This is a genomic window from Pseudoalteromonas sp. SS15 (assembly GCF_049257195.1).
Taxonomy (GTDB): domain Bacteria; phylum Pseudomonadota; class Gammaproteobacteria; order Enterobacterales; family Alteromonadaceae; genus Pseudoalteromonas.
The window spans coordinates 263,550-283,884 of record NZ_JBMMUD010000005.1 but is presented as its reverse complement, the minus strand read 5'-3'; the positions used below and the strand labels follow the sequence as shown (position 1 = coordinate 283,884).

The following is a 20,335-nucleotide window of genomic DNA, read 5'->3' as shown; positions in this document are numbered from 1 at the left end:
CATTTTAATGTTTCAACGTCTAAAACTAAACGCCCAACTGAACCTAGCTTTTGGTTTAATGATTGCCCTGCTGAGTGTTGTGAGCATAGTGTCCTACTTTGCGTTAAGCTCTGGTCATGACAACTTTGTCGAATACCGAATGAACGCCAGAGATAGTAATTTATCTGGTCGAATACAAGCGAATTTATTGTCTGTTCGCCTTAATGCACTGAAGTTTTTAAAAGAACAAGACCAACAGAGTGTTAATCAATTTAACGAGCGATTTGTTTTGCTAAACGATCTTATTGCTCAGGGGAAATCTCAGTTTAAAGATCCAAATAAAATCCGTGTAATTAATGACATTCAATCTAAGGCAGAGCAATACAAAGATGCTTTTAATCAAGTGGTTCAATTGTTCGAACAACGTAACCTGGTTGTACAAAATGACTTAGATGGTAATGGCGCTGAGATGCGTAAAAGTATTACCAAAATAATTGATAGAAGTGCGTCAATCAGAGACACTGATTTACTACATAAATCCTCAAAATTGCAAGAAGCATTGCTACTTGGTCGTTTATACGTCAGTAAATTCCTTATCAATAACTCTGTGGAAGAATATCAGCGCGCTTTAGATGAGTTCGATGAAGTAGCGCGAGAAGCAGATAAATTAAAAGCGGTATTAAGCAATAGCAGTGATATTGCCGCATTTAATGATTTTAAGCGTCGTTCAGAGGTATATGTTGAGGGCATCAAAAAAATTCAAGATATAATTATTTCTCGCAACAACATCATAGAGAATTCATTGAATACTATAGGGCCTGAAATTGCAGAGCAAATTGAAACAATTAAGCTAGCCAGTAAAAGCCGTCAGGACGAGATTGGTCCTGAACTACAAGCTGATAGTGAATCTGCAATTGTGACGATTATTGTATTCTCCCTGATTGTTATTGCGGTCGGTATCTTTTTGAGTTATTTCATTTCAAACCTCATTCGCACCCCCATTGGTGGTGAGCCAACTGAGATGGAGAAAATTGTACAAGCAGTATCTCAAGGAGACTTGACTTATCGTTTCCAAAATACCGGTAATGAGACGGGTATATATTTAGCTATGCGCGAAATGGTGGACAGGTTAAATGCCATGATTGCGCAAGTGATGCAATCAACAACTGAAGTAACCAACACATCAAAAGAATTGAATCAGATCACCACACAATCAAAAATAGGCGCAGAGCAACAGACTGAACAGTTAACACAAACAGCTACAGCGATGAATCAAATGGCAGCTACCGTAAATGAAATTACACAAAGCGCGCAAATGGCAGCTGATTCGGCAATGAATGCAGATAACGATGCGGTTTCGGGTAAAGAGGTTGTGCAAGAAACGCAGCAGGCCATGGCTGAGTTAGTGGAAACCATGCTCAATGTTAGCCAAACTATAGAAAACTTAGAAGCCGAAACTGAGTCAGTGGGTTCTATTCTTGATGTAATTAGAGGAATTGCAGATCAAACCAATTTGCTCGCTTTGAATGCAGCGATTGAGGCTGCGCGTGCTGGTGAACAGGGTAGAGGATTTGCAGTTGTAGCCGATGAAGTAAGGTCATTAGCAAGTCGCACTCAACAAAGTACAGAAGAAATACAGGTGATGATTTCTAAGCTACAAAGTGAAGCAAAACGCTCAGTCGATTCTATGCGTGCAAATATGCAAGGTGTAGAGCAAACTGCTGAAAAAACAGCTAAAACAGAGCAAGTTTTAGAAACAATCTCTCACTCAGTGGGCACCATTAAAGATATGAATGTACAAATTGCCAGTGCATCAGAAGAGCAAAATGTGGTGAGCCAGCAAATCAGTGACAGTGTGCAAAACGTTAATGAGAAAGCGCATGATACGATGGAAGGGGCCGATCAAGCTTCTCAAATTGCAGATAACTTATCCAAACTTGCCAGTGAGCTAGATGGGATTGTTAACCAATTTAGAGTTCGCTAGTTATATAAAAAATTAACCATTTAAGTGGTTTTTACTCAGCCATAACGCAGTATCTCAACTATGCTTTTGTATATGCATACTTTGAGGTACTGCTTATGATGTATGGTGTCGATAAAATTAATGCTTTTGCGCTAGCCATGTTGAACCAAGCTGAGTTAGACGATTTGCTTTGGTCAATTGCACAAGGTGTTGGTGAAATCATGGAGTTTGATGATTGCGTCATTTATCTACGTAATGGCGATAAACTCGTGCAAATGGCTGCATTTGGCGTAAAAAACCCCAAAGATAGAGAGATATTTGAGCGAATAGAAATACCTGTGGGTGAGGGGATTGTTGGTACTGTTGCTTTAACGGGTGAAGCCGAAATCGTCTGTGATACCCGAACTGATCCTCGTTACATCAATGACCAATATGATGGTTTGTCTGAGCTTGCTGTACCTGTAGTCTATGAAGGAGAAACCATAGCTGTAATAGACTCTGAATCAAATAAGCCAAACGACTATTCTGAATTTGAACAAGCCTTATTACAGGTAATAGCTAACATTGCCTCACCGCGCATAGCATCAGCACAATATCAATTGAAATTGAAGCAAACACAAGTTCGCTTAGAAAGAAGTAACGAAGAGTTAAAACATAGTTTAAATGAACTCGCGAAGAATCAAGCTGCATTGATCCAATCTGAAAAAATGGCCTCTGTGGGGGTTCTATCAGCGGGGATTGCCCATGAAATTAATACCCCTTTGGGCTTTTCAATTAGTAATCTAAACACAGTCTTAGAAGACTTTTTACCCGAACTTACTCAGGTTATTCAACGGGTAAAATCAGATCCAGATCTACCGGTTACGAGCCGAGCTTTACTTTATGACGAAGAGTTTAACTATGTGTTAGATGACTTATCTGCACTGACGCAAGAAACGTTAAATGGCCTCAAATCAGCCAAGCAAATAATGCTAGATTTAAAACGTTTTTCACGAGAAGACTCTGATGTTTTCATTCTCTCAGATATTAATCAAGGCATTGAATCCACATTAAATATTCTTCGCAATGAGCTAAAAACAGAGTGTGAAGTCACGCTTGATTTACAGCCTTTACCTGAGGTGCCGGTTAATATTGGCAAGCTCAACCAAGTGTTTATGAATCTCATAATGAATGCGAAACAAGCGATTTCTGAGCGAGGCAAAATCGCGATTAGCACGCAATTTATCGATGATTGGATAGAAGTAAAAGTCAGTGATACAGGCTGCGGTATTCCAAAGTCACACCTAAAAGATATTTTCACACCTTTTTACACAACCAAGCCGGTGGGAGAGGGCACAGGACTGGGTCTGGCGATTTGCTATCGAATTATATGCCAAGAGCATAACGGCAAGTTGAGCGTAGATTCGGATAACCAAGGCACTGTATTTACTATTCAGTTGCCTGTGAAACAACAGGTTGAAAAAACGGCTTAAATCACTCGGGTTGAGAACTAACACGTATGATAAACTTATGTTTTGCGCGGTATAAACCGCGCAATTGGCAATATGGCTTTATAAACCTTTAAACCAAAGTATATTCGATTAATTGAACAACTTGCTCAGTAGTGGTCGCCCAGGCATGCGCAGAGCCATCAACTTCTTTGAGAGGGTGAATAATAGACTCGTCGTGCAAAGTAATATAAGGCTTTGATAGCGCAGCACAGAAACCGGCATCAAACGCGGCATTCCATTGTTTATATTTATCGCCAAAGCGGATCACCGCAAGGTCACAGCTTTTAATGGCATTTTGAATTCTGATGGCATTAACCTTTGCCGATTTGTGATCACGCCAAAACTGTTTTTCTTCTTCTCCCAAGCAATCGCCTGCGGCGTCACTACTCTCATGGTCGGTATTTGCAGAAATAAATGTTACTGGTAAGTTTTTCGCTTTACACCCAGTAATAATTTGTTCGCGCCAATCAGTGTGAATTTCGCCAGATAAATAAATTTTCATGATTGCTCCTCATGTGGTGTCGATTGAATAATAACTAAGCTTACCAGTTTGTTGACGATGGGGGCGACAAGATTAATGGTTGGAAACGCCACAACAAACGCAAAAGCCCATGCTTTTAACCAAACAAGCAGGATATTTTCAATAAAACCAACATTAAAAAGCGTAATGACGAAAGACATAATGCACGACATCAACAATGCCATGAAGAACGAGAAAACGAGTTTTTGATAACTAACCTGAACTATGGCTAATAAATTTATCTTCAACGGCCACTTTTAACGCTAACTACGTTGAATTCACTTGCAATAGGCTTGCTATTGACGCGCAAATTCGCCTTGTTATCCCTAAAAGTTTCCGGCTGAAGACTACAACAGTATGTTTCACCTAATAAAAATGTATTTGTAAACTTCTTAACCAAAGTTCAGGTTATCTAAATAGATCATAAATACGCTACCTTTGACTAAAGAAAAAGAAGCCAAATTTGATTGGCTTTCTTTAATTGAGAATGGATTATTTAAACACCAGTCACCCATGAAGGTAAATAATTAAGTGCGATTGTTTCAAGTGTTTTATCAAACCCGGTTATGACCATGATAGCCAAAATAAGTAACAGTATTCCTAGCAGCTTTTTAAGCTTTTCAACATTACTGAATACATTCGGCCGGAATTTTTGTAAAACACTGGTCGAGATAATACTGGTAATGATTAAAGCACTCGCAGTGCCTAAGCCAAATAAAAATAGCACAGAGCTTGCCATCAGTAAGTCTTGACCAAGCGATGCCAGAGCAATCGCCGCGCCAAGTGTTGGACCAACACAAGGCAGCCATACTAAACCTAGCATCATGCCAATCATAAATTGATTGAAAGCACCGTCTTGCTCGCCCTGCTGTGTTTGTTGCTCTGGTGTCAGTTTTGTTAATGCTAGCGATAACCAATTGGCGACTTTAGGGATCAGTAAACTGATACCCATTAGCACGAGCATGACAGCGCCAAACCAACGTAAGACTTCTGGCGATAGACCAAGGCTAAATAAAATAAAGGTTAAAACACCACCTGCAAGTGCAAATGCCACACTCAACCCCAGTGCTAATGCAAATTGACCTTTTTTTCCGCTATTTGATGATGAAGCCATCACAATGGGCACAAGGGGCCACACGCACGGTGAGAGAATGCTTAGCACACCAGCCATTAATGCTAATGGCAAAGAGACAAATTCAATACCCATGATTAAAACTTAAATGCACTATTTAATTTTTCTTCGATTACATCAAAACGAGTTTCTGCAACTGAATACCAAAACTGCTTGTCACCCTTGTATAAAAGCAGCGTTGATTGTCTAGGTGCTCTAAATTTCTTTACCCACGGCTTATCGTTGTCATAATCTACAACAAGTACATGAAACGGTTTATCTGGGTTTTGCTCATGGTATTGTTGGAAAAGCTTTTGTTGTTTTTTACACGTTGGGCACCAAGGGGCATATACATCAATCATGATGACCGCATTTTGTGCTTGTAGTTCTGAAAACAGTGCTTCACTAAATGGCTGTTTTTCAAATGCAGAGGCAGAAAATGCCATAAATAAGCTAATAAGACTGGTGAAAATATACTTCATGTTGCTCTCTCTAAAAGACTGATTAATTGCTCTAGTAGAGAGAGAAAGTGTGCTTTTAATTTCAAAAAAACATAAAAATAATTTTTAAACTAAGTTTAGTTATAAAAATCACTAAACAATTTATTAGAGATTAAAAGCAAACTTATTGTGACAACTCTGAAATATCATTAATTAAATCATCAATTTCACTTAAGAGGTGCTGTTTTTGTTTGTCAGTTAAACTTAGAAAAACACCATATAAAAAATCGTGGTAGCTTTGACGGTTTTGGTTGTTCAATTTGTTTAGCTCGTCGCTTCGAAATGATTCAGGGTTTAGTAATAGTGATTTAAGTTTGTCTTGTTCTTTACTTTCAGAAGCAATATTTAATAACACTGTTTTGAGAGTGGCTTGATAACGTGCTCGATAATCTGACCACAAATGAGACGTTGGTGATTGAGCAAGGTAAAGTGATTTGACCATTTTGTGTTGAGATGAGCTGATGTCACCCAACCAGTTTTCTAGTGAATTCTCCGTGCGGCTAAACCAACGTTTTTGGCGTTTTTCATTACTGAGTTTTGCACGTTTTTCTTGCTTTTCTTTTTCTTCCTCTGCGAGTTCTTCGAACAGATTGTTTATTTGTTTTTCAGTCAAGCTGGGCGCTAAAGCGACTAGGTCGGGCACAATTTCTGCACGCACAGAATGCCAATGTGCAATGACTTTATCGTTATGGTAGGCAATACGCTTTGGGGTGATGTTTCCTTGTTCTATGTCTGATTTGAGTTGTTTTAAATGGGCGATATAAGCAGGTAATTCACTTTTTTTATGCCAATCAAGCCAAGTTTTGAGGTGCTCATCGAGAAGGTTTTCTTGCGCATCGTTTAATGATACATAATCGTCAACATACCAATAAGCCAACCAATCTGCGTTCTTATAAGCGAATTTAGTCGAGCAGCCTGTTAACAGTATGAGTAATAAGATTAAACAATGCTTTTTCATAAGTTTTCCTTTCTGTGCCTATGTAACTTTACGGTGTTAATTCCGTTTTAGATTACTTAAAGCTGTTGTTGCTTCTTTTCTAACTTGGATAACTCAATATTGATTTCATCAGTTAAAAATGGATTTTTTGTTTTAGATTTAATGTCTAACAGTGCTTTTTGATAGGCTATATCAAAGGCGCTGTCTGCAACTGTGTTTATATCAGGCTTAATACCTACGCCTTCCCAATTTGTTTGCGTGATTGGGTTAATTGCCATTGAGGTTGGAACGGCTACCCGATGTGATGCACCTACCTCAAACCATTGCCAAGGGTTTGCACCGCCTTTGGTTTTTTCACCGATTAAGGTTGCACGCTTCAAGTGTTTAAAGTTATAGGCAAACTCTTCAGCAGCAGAAAATGTCTTTTTACTGGTTAGAATATAAACGGGAACGTCTTGTTTAAAAATGGCAGGTATATCTGTAAATGTCCAAAACTCAGTTCTAGAATCAGAAGAGCGCGAATAGAAGCTATTTAAATGTACTTTACCTTCAAGAAAGTAGCTACTTATTAGCTGCACCATTTCTGCGCTACCACCACCGTTATTTCTTAAATCTATGATGATTGCTTGGCTATCAGATACCAGTTGCATAACCGCAGAGACTCTTTTTCGTGATTTATCATTGACTGAATCGAACCCCCAAAAATCGAAATAGCCAACACCGCCTTTTAAGTTTTCAACAGAGTTAAAGCCAGAGTTACTTCTTGATAAACGGCTAAACCAGCTTTCTTTAGCGGGTTGTTTTTTTGTTTGGTCAGGCTTTTCTTGAAAAGAAAAATGTGCATCATGCTTCTCTAACGTCTTTGTTATTAGTGCGATAAATTTTTCATTTGAAAGAGGCGAATACACCTCAGGGGAAAGCGTGGTCAAGCTTTTGTTGATACGCTCGACTTTATTTACATCGACATAGTTTTTAGCTATTTGTGTTTGTAGTGCAGCGATGAGCTCCGCTCTACTTGTGTCAAGATTGCTGGCCGTTACCGACAAGCTTGTAAGTAATAGCGTTGATATTAACCAGTTTTTCATTTTTCTGCCTTTTTATTATTTAGTGCTCAGACTTTGCACAAGGATATTTGTTCATTTTTTTGAGCATAAATTGATAAAGTTCAACAATAGCAGGGTTAGATTGGTTATAATGCCGCCAGTTTTTTCGGTCTTATTTCGTACTATGGCAATTACTTCTAAACGTGGACATGGGCGTTTTTCAACAACGCTATTAGAAAATAATATTATCAGTGCAAAGTTATGTGGCAGTTTCAATGAAAGAGGGTGCTTTAACTATACCGAATCGGTCAAAAACATCGTTAAAGCATTAAATGGCGAGCCTTTCGCCATGCTGATTGATGATTTAGAGCTTGAAGGTGGCACGCCTGAGGCATACCAAACTCTGCAAACCTACAATGTTTGGCTCAACACTCAGCCGATTATTGCTAAAGCATTTATCGTCAATGACAGAATGACGAAACATATCATACTGCAGCGTTCACCGGCTTTGCTCGAGCAAAATATTGCGTTTTTCGAAACCCATGAGCATGCACAAACGTGGCTAACACAACAGTTATTACAGAAGTGTGGGTAATCGCATTAATTAAGTAGTTGGTTTATCGCACTTACCCAATCCTCTTGTTCTGCTAAAACAAATTCATACTGTTTGCCCGTGTTTAAAGTGACTCGCATCGCTTGCTCTGAAATCGGCAAAAATCCTGCCCCTTTGGCTAAACACTGCTCAACTTGACTCACTTCAGATAAGGCAATCTTTAAAGCCCCTAAAGATAAAGATTTGCTTGCAGGTTTAAAGCTCAAACCTTGATCATTTAAAGACAGTTGGCCATCAGAACGCATCGCGCCAATTTGAATAGTCGCTGGGCTTGTAAGTGGTGCAGCCATCTTATTCCTTTTCTAAAAATCATTTTTAAAATTTTATTAATTAGCTTAGCTGATCGTTTGAATACAAACCAGTGACACTAAAACCAATCCTCGAAATAGAGTATTGAATTAATAGTATTGGTATAGAGCAACTAATTTAATATATGAATTACTCAATACCAATCTTCAATAATACTTAATCATTTTGAGGGACTAAAACTGACGCTAGTTTCGTTAAAAGTTTCTTATTTAGAACAACTAAATAGCAAAATTTTCGCCTTGCCTACATGGATGTAGGTACCTCAGCGATAGCAGGACGCGTGAGCGGTGCTATGGACAAGTTTTCATTGCCTCAAAATAGATCACTTAATTAGGAGGATTGGTATAAAAAAGTGAAAGCAGGTTTCTGCATTTTGTGAGCATAATGTTATGCGCAGAAAGATATGGTTTTAGGTTTACTAGCTAATAGAAAAGTGGTGACAGTTATTTCCAGGTACAAAAAAAGCAGACAATGTCTGCTTTTTCAGAGTATTTTAATTAAAAATTAAAGTACTACGATGTTCTCAGCTTGAGGACCTTTTTGACCTTGAGTTACAGTGAACTCAACTTTTTGGCCTTCAACTAGAGTTTTGAAACCGTCGCCAGAAATTGCACTGAAGTGTGCAAATACGTCTGCGCCAGACTCTTGAGCGATGAAACCAAAACCTTTAGATTCGTTGAACCACTTAACTGTACCAGTTACTTTAGACATAATCATATCCTAAAAAATATATTGTAAAAATGTGCCCGAAGGCGGTATTGCTTGGAAAATAAAACTTGAACTTAAAGCTTCAGGACGAGTATTACGAGTAGTACAACGAAATGTAGATTTTAAATTTAGACTTTCTTTCTAGCTGATGCGCACTTTATAGGCAATGATTGAGTAAGTCCAGTTATTTCTTAAAAATTTTTCTTGAGTGAACGGTAACTAGACAGTAACTGGACAGCTCAGAGCATCTGAAATATGATAACTGTATTGATATACAGTTGTTGTTTGTTATGAAAGCCCTACCTGAAAAGTATTACTTGTCACATTTCAATGAATTAATGAATTTCTTGCGCTCGACAAGTATGCATCTATTTACTGATAAACAATGGCAACAATTAGAGAAATTGGCTTTATTAAATGAATCAGCGCTGTGTCTGTTATTGCGTATCGTAAATAGAAAAAGTGAGTTTGTTTTTAAAGAGCACTTAAACTACGACGAAATAACAGATATTGAGCTTGCTCTCAGTGACCTACTTGACGCTGAGCTAGTTAAGTTTGCAATTCATAAACCACCTCATGAGTTAATTAAAGAGCTGAAAAAACAAGATCTTCAGCAAGTATGTATTAATTCAAACCTCGAGAACACGCCCGTTAAATCTGCTAAAAAGCAAGCTTGGATAGAGGCGGTCTTGCAGCAAATACAGCATATTAATGTACAACACTGCTCGGTGTTTAATCGTTATGTGTATTCTGATTTTAAGCCGATTTTTGAGCTTTGCTTATTTGTTTATTTTGGCAAATTGGGCGGCACACTTTCACAGTTTTCCATGCGCGACCTGGGTGTTTTGAATGTACATGAAAAAGAAAATACACAAATAAACGCCCATTTTGACGAGCAAGAAGAAGCGCAAACCGCTTTTCATTTCTCTAAATTACTACAATCTTTAAAAACATTAAGTGACGATGAAAAACTGACATTGGCACACACCCTTGCAAGCTATGATTCTCCAAAACCAACGGGCTTTCAGGCCGAATCTAAATACAACACGCTGACTTATAAACTTGCTGTGTTTTGTCTGCCTGAGCATGCACAGCTTGCCACACAGTTAATGATGCTTAGCGGTCATGTCAGTGCGCAAGAAAAGTTAGTAAGAACTTTATATGCTCAAGGTGACATAGAGGCTTGTAAGCAAAAGCTTGACGATATTATTGAACACTCAGCAGACGAAGGCTTATTAATTTTTGCTGAGGACTTTTCAAGAAGAAAGTTTGGTTCTGAACGCACTTCAATTTTAACAAATATGCTTAGAAACGCAGGGGAGGCTGTCCCGTTAGATGAAGCATTTGTTGGCTCGCCGGAGCAAGGGCTGATCGATAGTTTTGCTCGTCAAGGGATCACCGCGATTCACTGTGAGAATGTTATTTGGCGTGCATTGTTTTGTTTAACATTTTGGCCCGAACTTTATGAACATGAACTCAGTGGATTAGGTAATGAATTTTCTCGGCTACCTAAACCCATAAAAGAAAATATCTTTTACGACATATTTGAAGTAAATATTGAAAAGCGTTTAGCTAGTTTTTCGAGCAATCATGATTTATACACTTGGTTGCTAAAACAAACCACGGCGCATTATGGCAAGCCTAATGGCTTTATTGCTTGGTATGAGAGCCTGTTTGATGAGCTCTCATTATTGTTAAAGCATGCACCCATTGAGGCGCTTTGTGCGTATCTTCGAGCCATGGCAAAAAACTACAAAGGGCTAAAAGACGGCTACCCCGATCTTATTTGTGTTAAAGACACAGAGTTGTTTTGTGTCGAAGTCAAAGCGCCTGGTGACAGTTTAAGGCGCAATCAACTGGTGACCATGAACCAGTTATTAAAAGCAGGCTTTGATGTCTCGATTAAAAAAGTTGAGTGGCAAATTGATCCCGCCCAGCCATATGTGGTCATAGACGTAGAAACCACGGGGGGTAAAAAAGAATATGAGCGCATTACCGAAGTCGCAATGGTCAAAGTCATTGGTGAAGAGATTGTTGAGCATTGGAGCTCATTAGTTAATCCGAACAAACACATTCCTAAATACATTACCGAATTAACAGGCATTGATAATCAGATGGTTCGCGATGCGCCAGAGTTTGTTGAGATTGCTGAGCACATAGCATCATTCACAAAGGGGTGTATTTTTGTTGCCCACAACGTGAATTTTGATATGGGGTTTATTCGCGCTGAGTTTGCACGTTGTGGCATGTATTATAAGCGCGCCAAGTTATGCACCGTGTCACTTGGTCGTAAGTTCATTCCGGGGCATAAATCATACTCTTTAGGCAATATTTGCAGAGATCTGGATATTAGCCTTGTCGGTCACCACAGAGCATTAAATGATGCGATGGCAACCGCAGAATTGTTCATTAGGATAAATAAAGCAAGGGTAAATACAGTGAGTTGATGTGTTGATGAAAATGTTTAACCAATTACGATTTTATAGCCAACACCATTGACTGTTTTAATCACAGTTGGTTTTTTGGGATCAATTTCAACTTTCTTTCTTAATCGGCAAATGATGGTGTCTACAGCACGAGAAGATTCAGGACCTTCTTCTAAATGGGTGGCATCTATGATTGCTTCTCTAGAATGAGTTCGTTGAGCATTTTTCACTAAAAACTTCAATACGGCATATTCGTGTGCGGTGAGAGCTATTTCATGGCCGTCACTATTAACGAGTTCATGAGATACAAGGTTTAAAGACGTCACCCCAAGCTTAACTAAATTGATACTAGAATCGGATAGCTGCGTTGATTTGAGCAATATTTTGATCCGCAACATCAACTCTTTGACTTTATAAGGCTTTGCTAGATAGTCATTGGCTCCAAATTCAAGCCCAGCAATTTTGTCTTCATCAGATGCTCTACCTGAAGAAACAATGATCGGGGTGTCACAGTTTTGTGCTCTGATCTTTCTTAATAGAACCAAGCCATCTTCATCGGGCAAGCCTAAATCTAGAATGATCAAATCAAAAGTATTGGATTCAAGTAATGACCAACAATCATTCGCAGAAGGTGCCGCCGTGACCTTCAAACCACACAGCTCTAAATAGGCACACGTCATTTCACTAAGTTGTACATCATCTTCAATGAGCAATATTGAATTCAAATTAGCGCCCTTGGAATAAGAAACATTTCAGAAACATCTAAGAAAAAGTATAGACAAAAATATGCTGTATACCTGAATTAGTCTTTTCCACGAAAGTAAGAAATGAGAAACAGTGATTATGGAACGCATTAAAGGCAAAGTTTTATTAGTCGATGATGATCAAAATTATCTAGAGCTGTATCACACTATTTTAGTTGATGAGTTTGATGTCTATGCATTTAGTTGTGCTAGCGATGCATTACTAAACATTCATGATATTAATCCACATACGATTATTCTTGATTTGAACCTGCCTGATTTAAATGGGTTTGAGTTTTGTAACCAACTCAAAGGTCAAAATTATTCACTTAAACACAGCGACATTATTTTTGTGTCGGGTGAAACCAGTCTTTCTAAGAAAATGCTAGCGTTTGACATCGGTGCTGTAGATTTTCTTTCAAAACCGTTTCAAGTCAAAGAGCTTAGGAAAAAAGTGTCTACCAGCATTGATAAACATTTGCTTTATCAAATGGCACTTGAAGAAGCCAAAGTGGCGTCATCGCAAACCCATGTTTCTTCTGAATTAACCATGAGCTACAAAAAAGCATTATTTTGTTTTCGTAGCATTTCTAGCTGTAAAGACTTTAATAGCCTTATTTCAAGGCTATCTGAGTCAATAGAAACATTGGGATTTAATGCTGCGATTTACATAAGACCTGATGTGCTGAGCGACTTTAGAGGCGGTGGAAAAGTGTTATCAGAAGACGATGATAAGTTCTCATCTTTGGCAAGTTATAAAGCAGGCATAAAAGAGTTTAATAACCATTTATTATTTAACTCCGAATATGTCTCTATTTTAATACGTAAAGTTGCATCGCAAAAAGATTATATGCTTGAAATACAAGATCATATTTTATCTATTGCTTACATTGTTGATGACAAAATTCGCGCGCTTTACGCACAGTCTCATTTAGGCAAGCTGGCCTACGAATTAAAACAAAGCCAAATGTTGTTGGCAGAACTGTGCAAGCATTCATTCAATCCCTCTGATAAAGAGAGCTCAAAGGTTCCAGATGAATTAGGTCAGCTTAAAGACACAATAGGCAAAGCCACTGAGCTTGTGTCTAGTAGCCATCAATCTGTTCAAAAATATGCCATTAGATGAATACGGGCCTATGAACTGGTGCTAGGAAATTAAGTATGTTTGAGCGGTTTTTTAATTATTCTAACGAGCTACTTTGTATTGCATCCCTAGATGGTAAATTTATTCAAGTTAATGACGCTTTTATAAATTGCTTGGGTTTCGACAAAGCGTATTTGTTATCTGAATCCTTTCTAAATCTTGTCCATCCTGATGATGTGAGTAAAACCGTCCATGAACTTGAATGTTTGGGTGCAGGAAAAGAGGTTATTAATTTTGAAAACCGCTATATCTCCGCCAGTAAAGAAATCAAAATATTGAATTGGAAGGCTACATTCGATCATGAAACGCAGTTGATATTTGCCACGGCTAGAGATGTCACCTCTGAGCGACTAACTTCAAGCCGATATACACAGCTCTATCAAGCCATTACAGAGAATATCATTTTTGCTAAAACAGATGTGAGAGGGGTGATCTGCGAGGTTAATCAGAAGTTTTGCGATATCAGCGGCTACAGCAGTGAAGAGCTTATTGGTAAAACCCATAAAATAGTGAACTCAGGATGTCATGATAGGGCTTTTTTTAAAGAGATGTGGGCAACTATTTCATCAGGTCAAGTTTGGACGGGGTTAATCAAAAATAGAAAAAAAGATGGTGACTTATATATTGTCGAAAGCATCATTATTCCGGTATTTGATATAGATAACAAAATAGAAGCCTTTATTGCCCTCAGACAAGATATTACGGAGCGAATTCATTTTCAGAAATTGAATGATAAAACATTAGAGATGTTAAATCAGACGGGCGAAATAGCCAAAGTTGGTGGCTGGGAGCTTAATGTAGAAACTCAGCAATTAACTTGTACTCAAGAAACCTACAAAATTTTTAATTTAGACTCAAAATACAATAACGATATCTCGTTTTTGCAAATACTTGCATGTTTAACAGAGTTAGATCAACAAAGTTTACTTGATGACATTAAGTTTTGTGAAAAACAACAACGAGCATTCTCCAGAGAGTGTTTAGTGAATTTACAAAGCGGTGAAAAGAAGTGGGTTAATTTCACAGGAAAGCCAAATAACACTGGTAAAGGTGCTTTTTTCCTATCAGGCACAGTGCAAGATATTCATGAAAAAAAATCAAACGAGATAAAATTCAAGCAAGAAAGACAAAAGAGTATTCAAAATGCGAAGTTCTCCGCGTTAGGCGAACTTGCAGCGAGTGTGGCTCACGAAATTAATAATCCCTTGGGGATCATTTCTGGCTATGCAGAACTATTGCAGATGCAAGGTGGGAGTGAAAATGATAAGTATCAGGCAATCCTAAAGTCTTGCGACCGAATCACTCATATAGTTAAAAACTTAAAGCGCTTCTCAAGAACCGATGATACCCCTCAAAAATTACCCGTGAACTTACTAGAAATTGTTAATGACGCAATCTCACTCACTTTACCTAGAGCCAAACGTCAGCTTTCTAAAATTTATTTGAATGCCCATAACGAAGTATGGGTATTGGGTAATCACATTGAACTAGAGCAAGTGATTATAAATTTAATCAACAATGCGTTAGATGCGGTTGCAAAGCACAAGTTAAGAACAGTCACCGTCGAGCTTATCAATCAAGACACGTTACCCAAGTTAGTGATAGAAGATACCGGAGGCGGAATATGTCCATCGGTAATAGAAACGATTTTTGAGCCGTTTGTCACAACAAAGCTCGCAGCAAATGGTACAGGGTTAGGTCTTTCGGTTGTAAAAGGTATTTTGGACGACCACCAAGCAGCAATTGCGATGACAAACAATGAACTGGGAGCCAGCTTTGTGATCACATTCCCGGAAATAGAAAAAGAGGTGCAAGATGGTCAGCATAGTTTACCTAGATGATGAAGTGTATCTAACCGATATTTTCCTTTGTTTTTTCAAAGAAAAAAGGGTTGATTTAACTGTCTTTAACGATGAGTTTGCGGCCATTGAATTTTGTATTGCTAATCCGCCCGATATTTTATTTGTTGATTTTCGTCTTGAAACACTTAAAGGCGATGAAATCGCGCAAAGAGTACCGAGCCAGATTAAAAAAGTTTTAGTGACCGGTGATATTCAAATTGATACTCGTTATGAGTTTGATGCCTTGGTTGCAAAACCATTTAGATTGGCAGAGTTGTTAGACACAGTTAAGTTGTTGTCACCCGGCTTTGAAATGGCGCATTAGGAGGGATTATGTCGATAAATAGATTGATAGTCTTAGATGATGACCCCGGGTATATCGATATTTTGTCAGGATTCGCAGATGCGCTTGGGTTAGATTTTGAGGGGCACACATCCTATGCATCATTTTGTATCTCTAATATGAGCAATGAAGATTTGTGTTTAATTGATATTTATATGCCAGATAAAGATGCCTTAGATGTCATTTTAGAGCTGGCTGAAAATAGCTTTTCTAGCAGCCTTGCGGTGATGTCTGGTGCTGATGAAGAAATTATCTCATCGGTTGAAGCGACAGTGAAAAAGTTAGATATTACTTTTGCAGGCTCGCTCAGCAAACCCATTAAGTTATCTAAGCTTTCAGAGCTAATTGAGATGGCGAATGTGTGTCCCAATAAAACCAGAGTCTCATTAGAAAAAATAAAACCGAGTATAGAGTCATCTTTGAAAGCGGCTGATTTAGCGATTTGGTTTAAAAATGAATACGTTTATCCTGTATTTCAACCGCAGTTTTCTAGCATTAATTCAGCCTTAACAGGGTTGGAATGCCTAACCAGAATTAATCATCCTGAACTTGGCAATGTGAGTCCTTTTGAATTCATTTCGGTGCTTGAAAAGTGTCATTTAATAGATGACTACACGTTGAAATTGATAGATAAGTCACTTGAAGAAATCAGTCATTATTTAGTGCAAGATAAAACGCTGACATGCTCTTTTAATATATCAGCACAAAACTTAGATAAAGACTTTGCTGATAGCTTGGTGCAGTTATTTAAGCGCTACCAAGTTACACCCTCACAGATCACTTTAGAGCTCACAGAGAGCATTGCAATACAAATGAACGCAGAGGCGTTATATGCAATATCAAGATTGAAGCTCTTTGGGGTTAAATTGTCTATTGATGATTTTGGCACAGGTTATTCGTCTATTAGCCAACTCGTAGATTTGCCCTTCGATGAAATTAAAATAGACAGAAGCTTTGTTTCGCAATTAGGCCAAAATACCAAAGCACAAGCAATCGTGTGTGCAACCTTTAACCTTGTTAGCTCCTTAAATTTTACCTTGATTGTTGAAGGGGTAGAGACACAAGCACAGCTTGATTTCTTGCAAGAGCAAGGGAATTGTATCGTGCAAGGTTTCTTACTTTCAAAGCCGCTTAAAGCAAATGAACTCAATTACTTTATTTCAAAAAAAATCGAGAAATCTAGAAGCTCACATTAGAACAGAGTTTAGTGTTGGCTATACTTAAATTGGATGTACTCAAGCAACAAATATGACTTAGTTGAATATTTTATTTAAGAGACAGCGTTTATGCAGCTTCGCACCCTGATTATGGCAATCATGTTTTTCAGCACCATGCTGCCTTTGGTGGTATTGCATATGATTAACATAGACAACGAAAGGGCATTACTGCTGAGTGAAACACAGTTTAAGTTAGAAGAAATTGCAGACATTCAACATCAAAGGATTAAGACGCTGCTTGCAAATAAAAAGCAAGCAGTGGCTCTTATTAAAAGTCGAACTCAGCTTCGCGCAATTATAGAGGAAAGTGCTTCAGACTTATCAAAGCAACAAGTTGTAAAGCTGAGAAAAATCATTACAGATGTCATTGAAGCGACTGATAACATTGAAGGTATCGCCTTGTATAGTAGACAGCAAAATTTGCTCTTCTACTCTAATAATTGGCTAAATATTCCGATTTTAAATCGAGGCGCCGGTTATGAAAAAAATGCCTTTAATGTTGAGGTGATTTTCATTGAAGACCAGCAGCAATTACTGTTTATTGAACCAATCACCTTAAACAATGAAGTGATAGGTTTCATTAAAGTTGCGTTTAAAAGTGAAGATTTAAACCGAATTGTCAGCGACTTTACAGGGTTAGGTCAGAGCGGGGAGATAGTCTTAGCTGCAAAAGATAAAAATGGCGATGCTATATTTTTAACTCCTACCAGACATGACCCTTCAGTTGCACTTACTCTCACAGTCTCAAAGAATAATTTAGAAATCCCCATTACTCATGCGATGAACGGCGTCAATGATGTTTTCCCAGACTATGTGGACTATCGCGATATTCCTGTCTTAGCAATTTCTCATCATATACCAGAAACTAACTGGGGCATGATAGTTAAAATAGATAAACAGGAGATGTTTAAAAAACTTGAAGTGCTCACTCTACGCTCTTTCAAAGTGTTATTAGTAGCTCTTCTGATTGTTACTTTAACTTCCGTTTTGATTGCCGCTTGGTTTACAAAGCCCTTTATCAACATTTATTTGGCATTGGCTAAATCTGCAAAAGGGAAAATCAATTTCATCGAAGAGCACTCAGCCATTAACGAAATTAAAGAGGTAAGCAAAGCAATTAACTCAATGAACAAGCAAAGACTTGAGTCTGATAATTTTTTGCATAAATCGATTTCGGAGTTAACAGAGTTAAACGCCAAGCTTGATTCAGAAGCTGAGCGGTTTAAGCGTTGGAAGGAGTCTAACTTTATTGGCATTATTCATTCTGATGCGCAGGGGCACATTTTAGAGGCTAACTCGACCATACTAGATATGATTGGCTACTCAAGAGAAGAACTTGAAAGTGGAGAGATTGATTGGAAAAACTTAACCCCACCTGAGTATCTTCATTTAGATATAAAAGCCTTAGAAGAAGCCAATATTAAAGGGTACTGGACTCCCTTTGAGAAGGTGTATATCCATAAAGACGGGCATCCTGTTCCCATATTAATTGGTGGTTCAATTTTTAATAAAGACAGTCAAGAATTTATCGTGTTCGTGGTTAACTTATCTGAGAAATATCATCAGATGAAAGAGTTAAAACGTTACAAAGGGATCATAGAAAATTCCCGCGATATGTTTGCCTTTCTTGATTTGGACTATCGATATAAAACAGTCAATCAAGCCTACCTAGATATACATGGCTTAAGTCGCGAAGAAATAATTGGCAAGTCGGTTTCGGAAATCATGGGAGAAACCCTATTTTTCAATAAATTAAAAGGAAAAATAGACAAGGCATTACAAGGGGAGGCAGTGAGCTTTATTGAAACTCACTTGCCAAACACAACAAAGATTAAAGCTTTAAGAGTATCATATGTCCCCTATTGGTCTGATGGCGGCATGATAGTCGGCTTTATTTTTAAAGGTGAAGATATCACTGAGCTCGAAGCTAAACAGAGGATTATTGAGCTCAAAGAAGCTGAGCAAAAGCACATCATAGAGTCTATGCTTGAAGGCGTATTTACCGTCGATAGTGAGGGTAAAATTCTTTCATTTAACCCAGAAGCTGAAAATATTTTTGGTTATAAAGAGTCCGAAGTGGTGGGTAAGAGTGTTGATATGCTCACTGACGGCGTAGGCCACCATAAAGAAAAAGTTCAGAATTTCATAAAAACTGGATTCTCACAGATTATCAATAATCGCCTTGGTCGAGATATAAGAGCAAAACACAAACAGGGTCATACATTCCCGATAAGAATCGCGGTCGCTAGTATGCCTCCGACAGAGCAAGGTGAATTGCACTTTATCGCTAACTTCCAAGATATGAGCGAACAAGAACAACAGAGAAAGCTTCTAAATAGAAGTTTAAAACTAGAGTCATTAGGAAATATCGCTGGTGGCGTTGCCCATGACTTTAACAATATTTTGGGGATCATATTAGGCTATACTGAACTGTTAAATGAATTTAAGCAAGATCCCAGTTCATGTATTGAGGCCATTGAAAATGCGTGTTCACGAGGCCAGAAGCTGACGAATAACTTACTTACTTTTGCTAAAAAAAGTAACTTGACGCCTATTCAAGTAAATATAAATCAACTCATCGAAAAAAATAAAAAGTTGCTAGAAACAGCAATGACTTCAAAAATAAAGTTACATCTTGAGTTAGACAAGCAAATTGCTGACGCCTACTTAGAAGAAAATTTATTTGAAGATTTGTTGTTAAATATGGCAATTAATGCCATGCATGCGATGCCTGATGGTGGGCAGTTTTTAATAAAAACATGCCGACATACTTTAAGTTATGAAGAGTCCAGCGCTCTTGAGCTTAATGCTGAAGAAGTGATAAAAATCACATTAACAGATACAGGTTGTGGTATTCCTCCAGAGCATATCGATAAGGTGTTTGACCCATTTTTCACGACTAAGAAAGAGTCAGGTAATGGTTTAGGTCTTGCGCAATGCTATGGTTTTATTAAATCTTGCGGTGGCAGTATTGATGTGGTGTCTGAGCTGGGAATGGGAACATCATTTTTAGTGTATATTCCAATGTGCGAGCACCGTGAAGCAGAAAGAACCGTAGTTGATAAAAAATTACAAAGCCGCTTACCTGACACATTACAACAAATACTACTTATTGATGATGAAGAAAGCATTCGCTTTTTGATCAAAACTTTTTTAGAAGCTGAAGGCGTTAAAATATTTGATACCGAAGACCCAATTGAAGCACTCTCCATTCTTAAAGAGCAAAAAATTGATTTTGTGATCAGTGATGTTGTTATGCCGAATAATGGCGGAGTTGCATTTATTAAACAAGCGAAACTACATAACCCAAGCTTAAACTATTTATTTATCTCAGGGTACATAGGCACTGATGACCCTGAGCAAATTATTGGAGATGCAATTCTCTATAAACCTTTTAACAAGGAAAAGTTGCTCCAAAAAATTCTATCGTTATTGCCAAAGTAAGTAT

General features: G+C 38.0%; 18 protein-coding genes. 9 read left to right on the top strand and 9 right to left on the bottom strand.

Annotated features, from left to right (window positions below):
* The first annotated feature begins 7 nt into the window (after positions 1 to 7).
* The gene (locus AAEU28_RS12485; RefSeq protein ID WP_421964413.1) at positions 8 to 1,963 is read left to right on the top strand and encodes a HAMP domain-containing methyl-accepting chemotaxis protein; all 1,956 of its coding nucleotides are present in this window, start codon (positions 8 to 10) and stop codon (positions 1,961 to 1,963) included.
* Positions 1,964 to 2,058: 95 nt separating this feature from the next.
* Positions 2,059 to 3,414, top strand: a complete 1,356-nt coding sequence (locus tag AAEU28_RS12480) for a sensor histidine kinase (protein WP_421964412.1) — start codon at positions 2,059 to 2,061, stop codon at positions 3,412 to 3,414.
* An 88-nt stretch (positions 3,415 to 3,502) separates the two neighbouring features.
* Here the strand turns inward: AAEU28_RS12480 and AAEU28_RS12475 are convergent, their stop codons facing one another.
* The 6 genes from AAEU28_RS12475 to AAEU28_RS12450 form a co-directional block, all read right to left on the bottom strand.
* Positions 3,503 to 3,934, bottom strand: a complete 432-nt coding sequence (locus AAEU28_RS12475; protein ID WP_421964411.1) for a YtoQ family protein — start codon at positions 3,932 to 3,934, stop codon at positions 3,503 to 3,505.
* A complete protein-coding gene (locus AAEU28_RS12470) occupies positions 3,931 to 4,200 on the bottom strand; it encodes a DUF2798 domain-containing protein (protein WP_421964410.1) in 270 nt (89 codons plus the stop codon). Before AAEU28_RS12470 ends, AAEU28_RS12475 begins: the two co-directional genes overlap by 4 nt.
* Before the next feature lie 248 nt (positions 4,201 to 4,448).
* Positions 4,449 to 5,159, bottom strand: a complete 711-nt coding sequence (locus AAEU28_RS12465; RefSeq protein WP_421964409.1) for a cytochrome c biogenesis CcdA family protein — start codon at positions 5,157 to 5,159, stop codon at positions 4,449 to 4,451.
* 2 nt (positions 5,160 to 5,161) lie between these two features.
* Positions 5,162 to 5,545: a thioredoxin family protein gene (locus AAEU28_RS12460; RefSeq protein WP_421964408.1), complete on the bottom strand. Its 384-nt coding sequence runs from the start codon at positions 5,543 to 5,545 to the stop codon at positions 5,162 to 5,164.
* A 142-nt stretch (positions 5,546 to 5,687) separates the two neighbouring features.
* Positions 5,688 to 6,521, bottom strand: a complete 834-nt coding sequence (locus AAEU28_RS12455) for a DUF6279 family lipoprotein (protein WP_421964407.1) — start codon at positions 6,519 to 6,521, stop codon at positions 5,688 to 5,690.
* Between the two features lie 56 nt (positions 6,522 to 6,577).
* Positions 6,578 to 7,585: a S41 family peptidase gene (locus AAEU28_RS12450; RefSeq protein WP_421964406.1), complete on the bottom strand. Its 1,008-nt coding sequence runs from the start codon at positions 7,583 to 7,585 to the stop codon at positions 6,578 to 6,580.
* 109 nt (positions 7,586 to 7,694) lie between these two features.
* On the opposite strand from AAEU28_RS12450, the gene AAEU28_RS12445 reads away from it, so the two are divergent.
* Positions 7,695 to 8,138 (top strand): hypothetical protein, encoded by a 444-nt coding sequence (locus tag AAEU28_RS12445; protein ID WP_421964405.1) that lies wholly within the window; start codon positions 7,695 to 7,697, stop codon positions 8,136 to 8,138.
* A 5-nt stretch (positions 8,139 to 8,143) separates the two neighbouring features.
* Here the strand turns inward: AAEU28_RS12445 and AAEU28_RS12440 are convergent, their stop codons facing one another.
* Together AAEU28_RS12440 and cspE are read right to left on the bottom strand one after the other, a co-directional pair.
* Positions 8,144 to 8,446, bottom strand: a complete 303-nt coding sequence (locus AAEU28_RS12440; protein ID WP_421964404.1) for a hypothetical protein — start codon at positions 8,444 to 8,446, stop codon at positions 8,144 to 8,146.
* 523 nt (positions 8,447 to 8,969) lie between these two features.
* Entirely contained in the window at positions 8,970 to 9,176 is a 207-nt protein-coding gene (gene cspE, locus AAEU28_RS12435) for a transcription antiterminator/RNA stability regulator CspE (RefSeq protein WP_058029451.1), read from the bottom strand.
* Positions 9,177 to 9,463: 287 nt separating this feature from the next.
* Here cspE and AAEU28_RS12430 point away from each other — a divergent pair, with 287 nt between their 5' ends.
* On the top strand, positions 9,464 to 11,620 hold the full coding sequence (locus AAEU28_RS12430; RefSeq protein WP_421964403.1) for an exonuclease domain-containing protein: 2,157 nt from the start codon (positions 9,464 to 9,466) through the stop codon (positions 11,618 to 11,620).
* Between the two features lie 17 nt (positions 11,621 to 11,637).
* On the opposite strand, the gene AAEU28_RS12425 is transcribed toward AAEU28_RS12430, so the two are convergent.
* On the bottom strand, positions 11,638 to 12,324 hold the full coding sequence (locus AAEU28_RS12425) for a response regulator transcription factor (protein ID WP_421964402.1): 687 nt from the start codon (positions 12,322 to 12,324) through the stop codon (positions 11,638 to 11,640).
* Between the two features lie 118 nt (positions 12,325 to 12,442).
* On the opposite strand from AAEU28_RS12425, the gene AAEU28_RS12420 reads away from it, so the two are divergent.
* The 5 genes from AAEU28_RS12420 to AAEU28_RS12400 all read left to right on the top strand — a co-directional run bounded on the left by AAEU28_RS12420 (position 12,443) and on the right by AAEU28_RS12400 (position 20,331).
* Positions 12,443 to 13,468 (top strand): response regulator, encoded by a 1,026-nt coding sequence (locus AAEU28_RS12420; protein WP_421964401.1) that lies wholly within the window; start codon positions 12,443 to 12,445, stop codon positions 13,466 to 13,468.
* A gap of 35 nt (positions 13,469 to 13,503) precedes the next feature.
* Positions 13,504 to 15,327, top strand: a complete 1,824-nt coding sequence (locus AAEU28_RS12415) for a PAS domain S-box protein (RefSeq protein WP_421964400.1) — start codon at positions 13,504 to 13,506, stop codon at positions 15,325 to 15,327.
* Entirely contained in the window at positions 15,302 to 15,652 is a 351-nt protein-coding gene (locus AAEU28_RS12410) for a response regulator (RefSeq protein ID WP_421964399.1), read from the top strand. Before AAEU28_RS12415 ends, AAEU28_RS12410 begins: the two co-directional genes overlap by 26 nt.
* A gap of 8 nt (positions 15,653 to 15,660) precedes the next feature.
* Positions 15,661 to 16,866 carry an EAL domain-containing response regulator gene (locus tag AAEU28_RS12405; RefSeq protein ID WP_421964398.1) on the top strand — a complete coding sequence of 402 codons (1,206 nt, stop codon included), beginning with the start codon at positions 15,661 to 15,663 and terminating at the stop codon, positions 16,864 to 16,866.
* 90 nt (positions 16,867 to 16,956) lie between these two features.
* Complete coding sequence (locus AAEU28_RS12400) at positions 16,957 to 20,331, top strand: PAS domain S-box protein (protein ID WP_421964397.1); 3,375 nt, start codon at positions 16,957 to 16,959, stop codon at positions 20,329 to 20,331.
* The last annotated feature ends 4 nt before the right edge of the window (positions 20,332 to 20,335 follow it).

What these genes read in the sequence shown, in the direction of transcription:
- AAEU28_RS12485 (WP_421964413.1), top strand. Translation starts at nt 8, where the DNA reads ATGTTTCAACGTCTAAAACTAAACGCCCAACTGAACCTAGCTTTTGGT.
- AAEU28_RS12480 (WP_421964412.1), top strand. Translation starts at nt 2,059, where the DNA reads ATGATGTATGGTGTCGATAAAATTAATGCTTTTGCGCTAGCCATGTTG.
- AAEU28_RS12475 (WP_421964411.1), bottom strand. Translation starts at nt 3,934, where the DNA reads ATGAAAATTTATTTATCTGGCGAAATTCACACTGATTGGCGCGAACAA.
- AAEU28_RS12465 (WP_421964409.1), bottom strand. Translation starts at nt 5,159, where the DNA reads ATGGGTATTGAATTTGTCTCTTTGCCATTAGCATTAATGGCTGGTGTG.
- AAEU28_RS12460 (WP_421964408.1), bottom strand. Translation starts at nt 5,545, where the DNA reads ATGAAGTATATTTTCACCAGTCTTATTAGCTTATTTATGGCATTTTCT.
- AAEU28_RS12455 (WP_421964407.1), bottom strand. Translation starts at nt 6,521, where the DNA reads ATGAAAAAGCATTGTTTAATCTTATTACTCATACTGTTAACAGGCTGC.
- AAEU28_RS12450 (WP_421964406.1), bottom strand. Translation starts at nt 7,585, where the DNA reads ATGAAAAACTGGTTAATATCAACGCTATTACTTACAAGCTTGTCGGTA.
- AAEU28_RS12445 (WP_421964405.1), top strand. Translation starts at nt 7,695, where the DNA reads ATGCCGCCAGTTTTTTCGGTCTTATTTCGTACTATGGCAATTACTTCT.
- AAEU28_RS12440 (WP_421964404.1), bottom strand. Translation starts at nt 8,446, where the DNA reads ATGGCTGCACCACTTACAAGCCCAGCGACTATTCAAATTGGCGCGATG.
- cspE (WP_058029451.1), bottom strand. Translation starts at nt 9,176, where the DNA reads ATGTCTAAAGTAACTGGTACAGTTAAGTGGTTCAACGAATCTAAAGGT.
- AAEU28_RS12430 (WP_421964403.1), top strand. Translation starts at nt 9,464, where the DNA reads ATGAAAGCCCTACCTGAAAAGTATTACTTGTCACATTTCAATGAATTA.
- AAEU28_RS12420 (WP_421964401.1), top strand. Translation starts at nt 12,443, where the DNA reads ATGGAACGCATTAAAGGCAAAGTTTTATTAGTCGATGATGATCAAAAT.
- AAEU28_RS12415 (WP_421964400.1), top strand. Translation starts at nt 13,504, where the DNA reads ATGTTTGAGCGGTTTTTTAATTATTCTAACGAGCTACTTTGTATTGCA.
- AAEU28_RS12410 (WP_421964399.1), top strand. Translation starts at nt 15,302, where the DNA reads ATGGTCAGCATAGTTTACCTAGATGATGAAGTGTATCTAACCGATATT.
- AAEU28_RS12405 (WP_421964398.1), top strand. Translation starts at nt 15,661, where the DNA reads ATGTCGATAAATAGATTGATAGTCTTAGATGATGACCCCGGGTATATC.
- AAEU28_RS12400 (WP_421964397.1), top strand. Translation starts at nt 16,957, where the DNA reads ATGCAGCTTCGCACCCTGATTATGGCAATCATGTTTTTCAGCACCATG.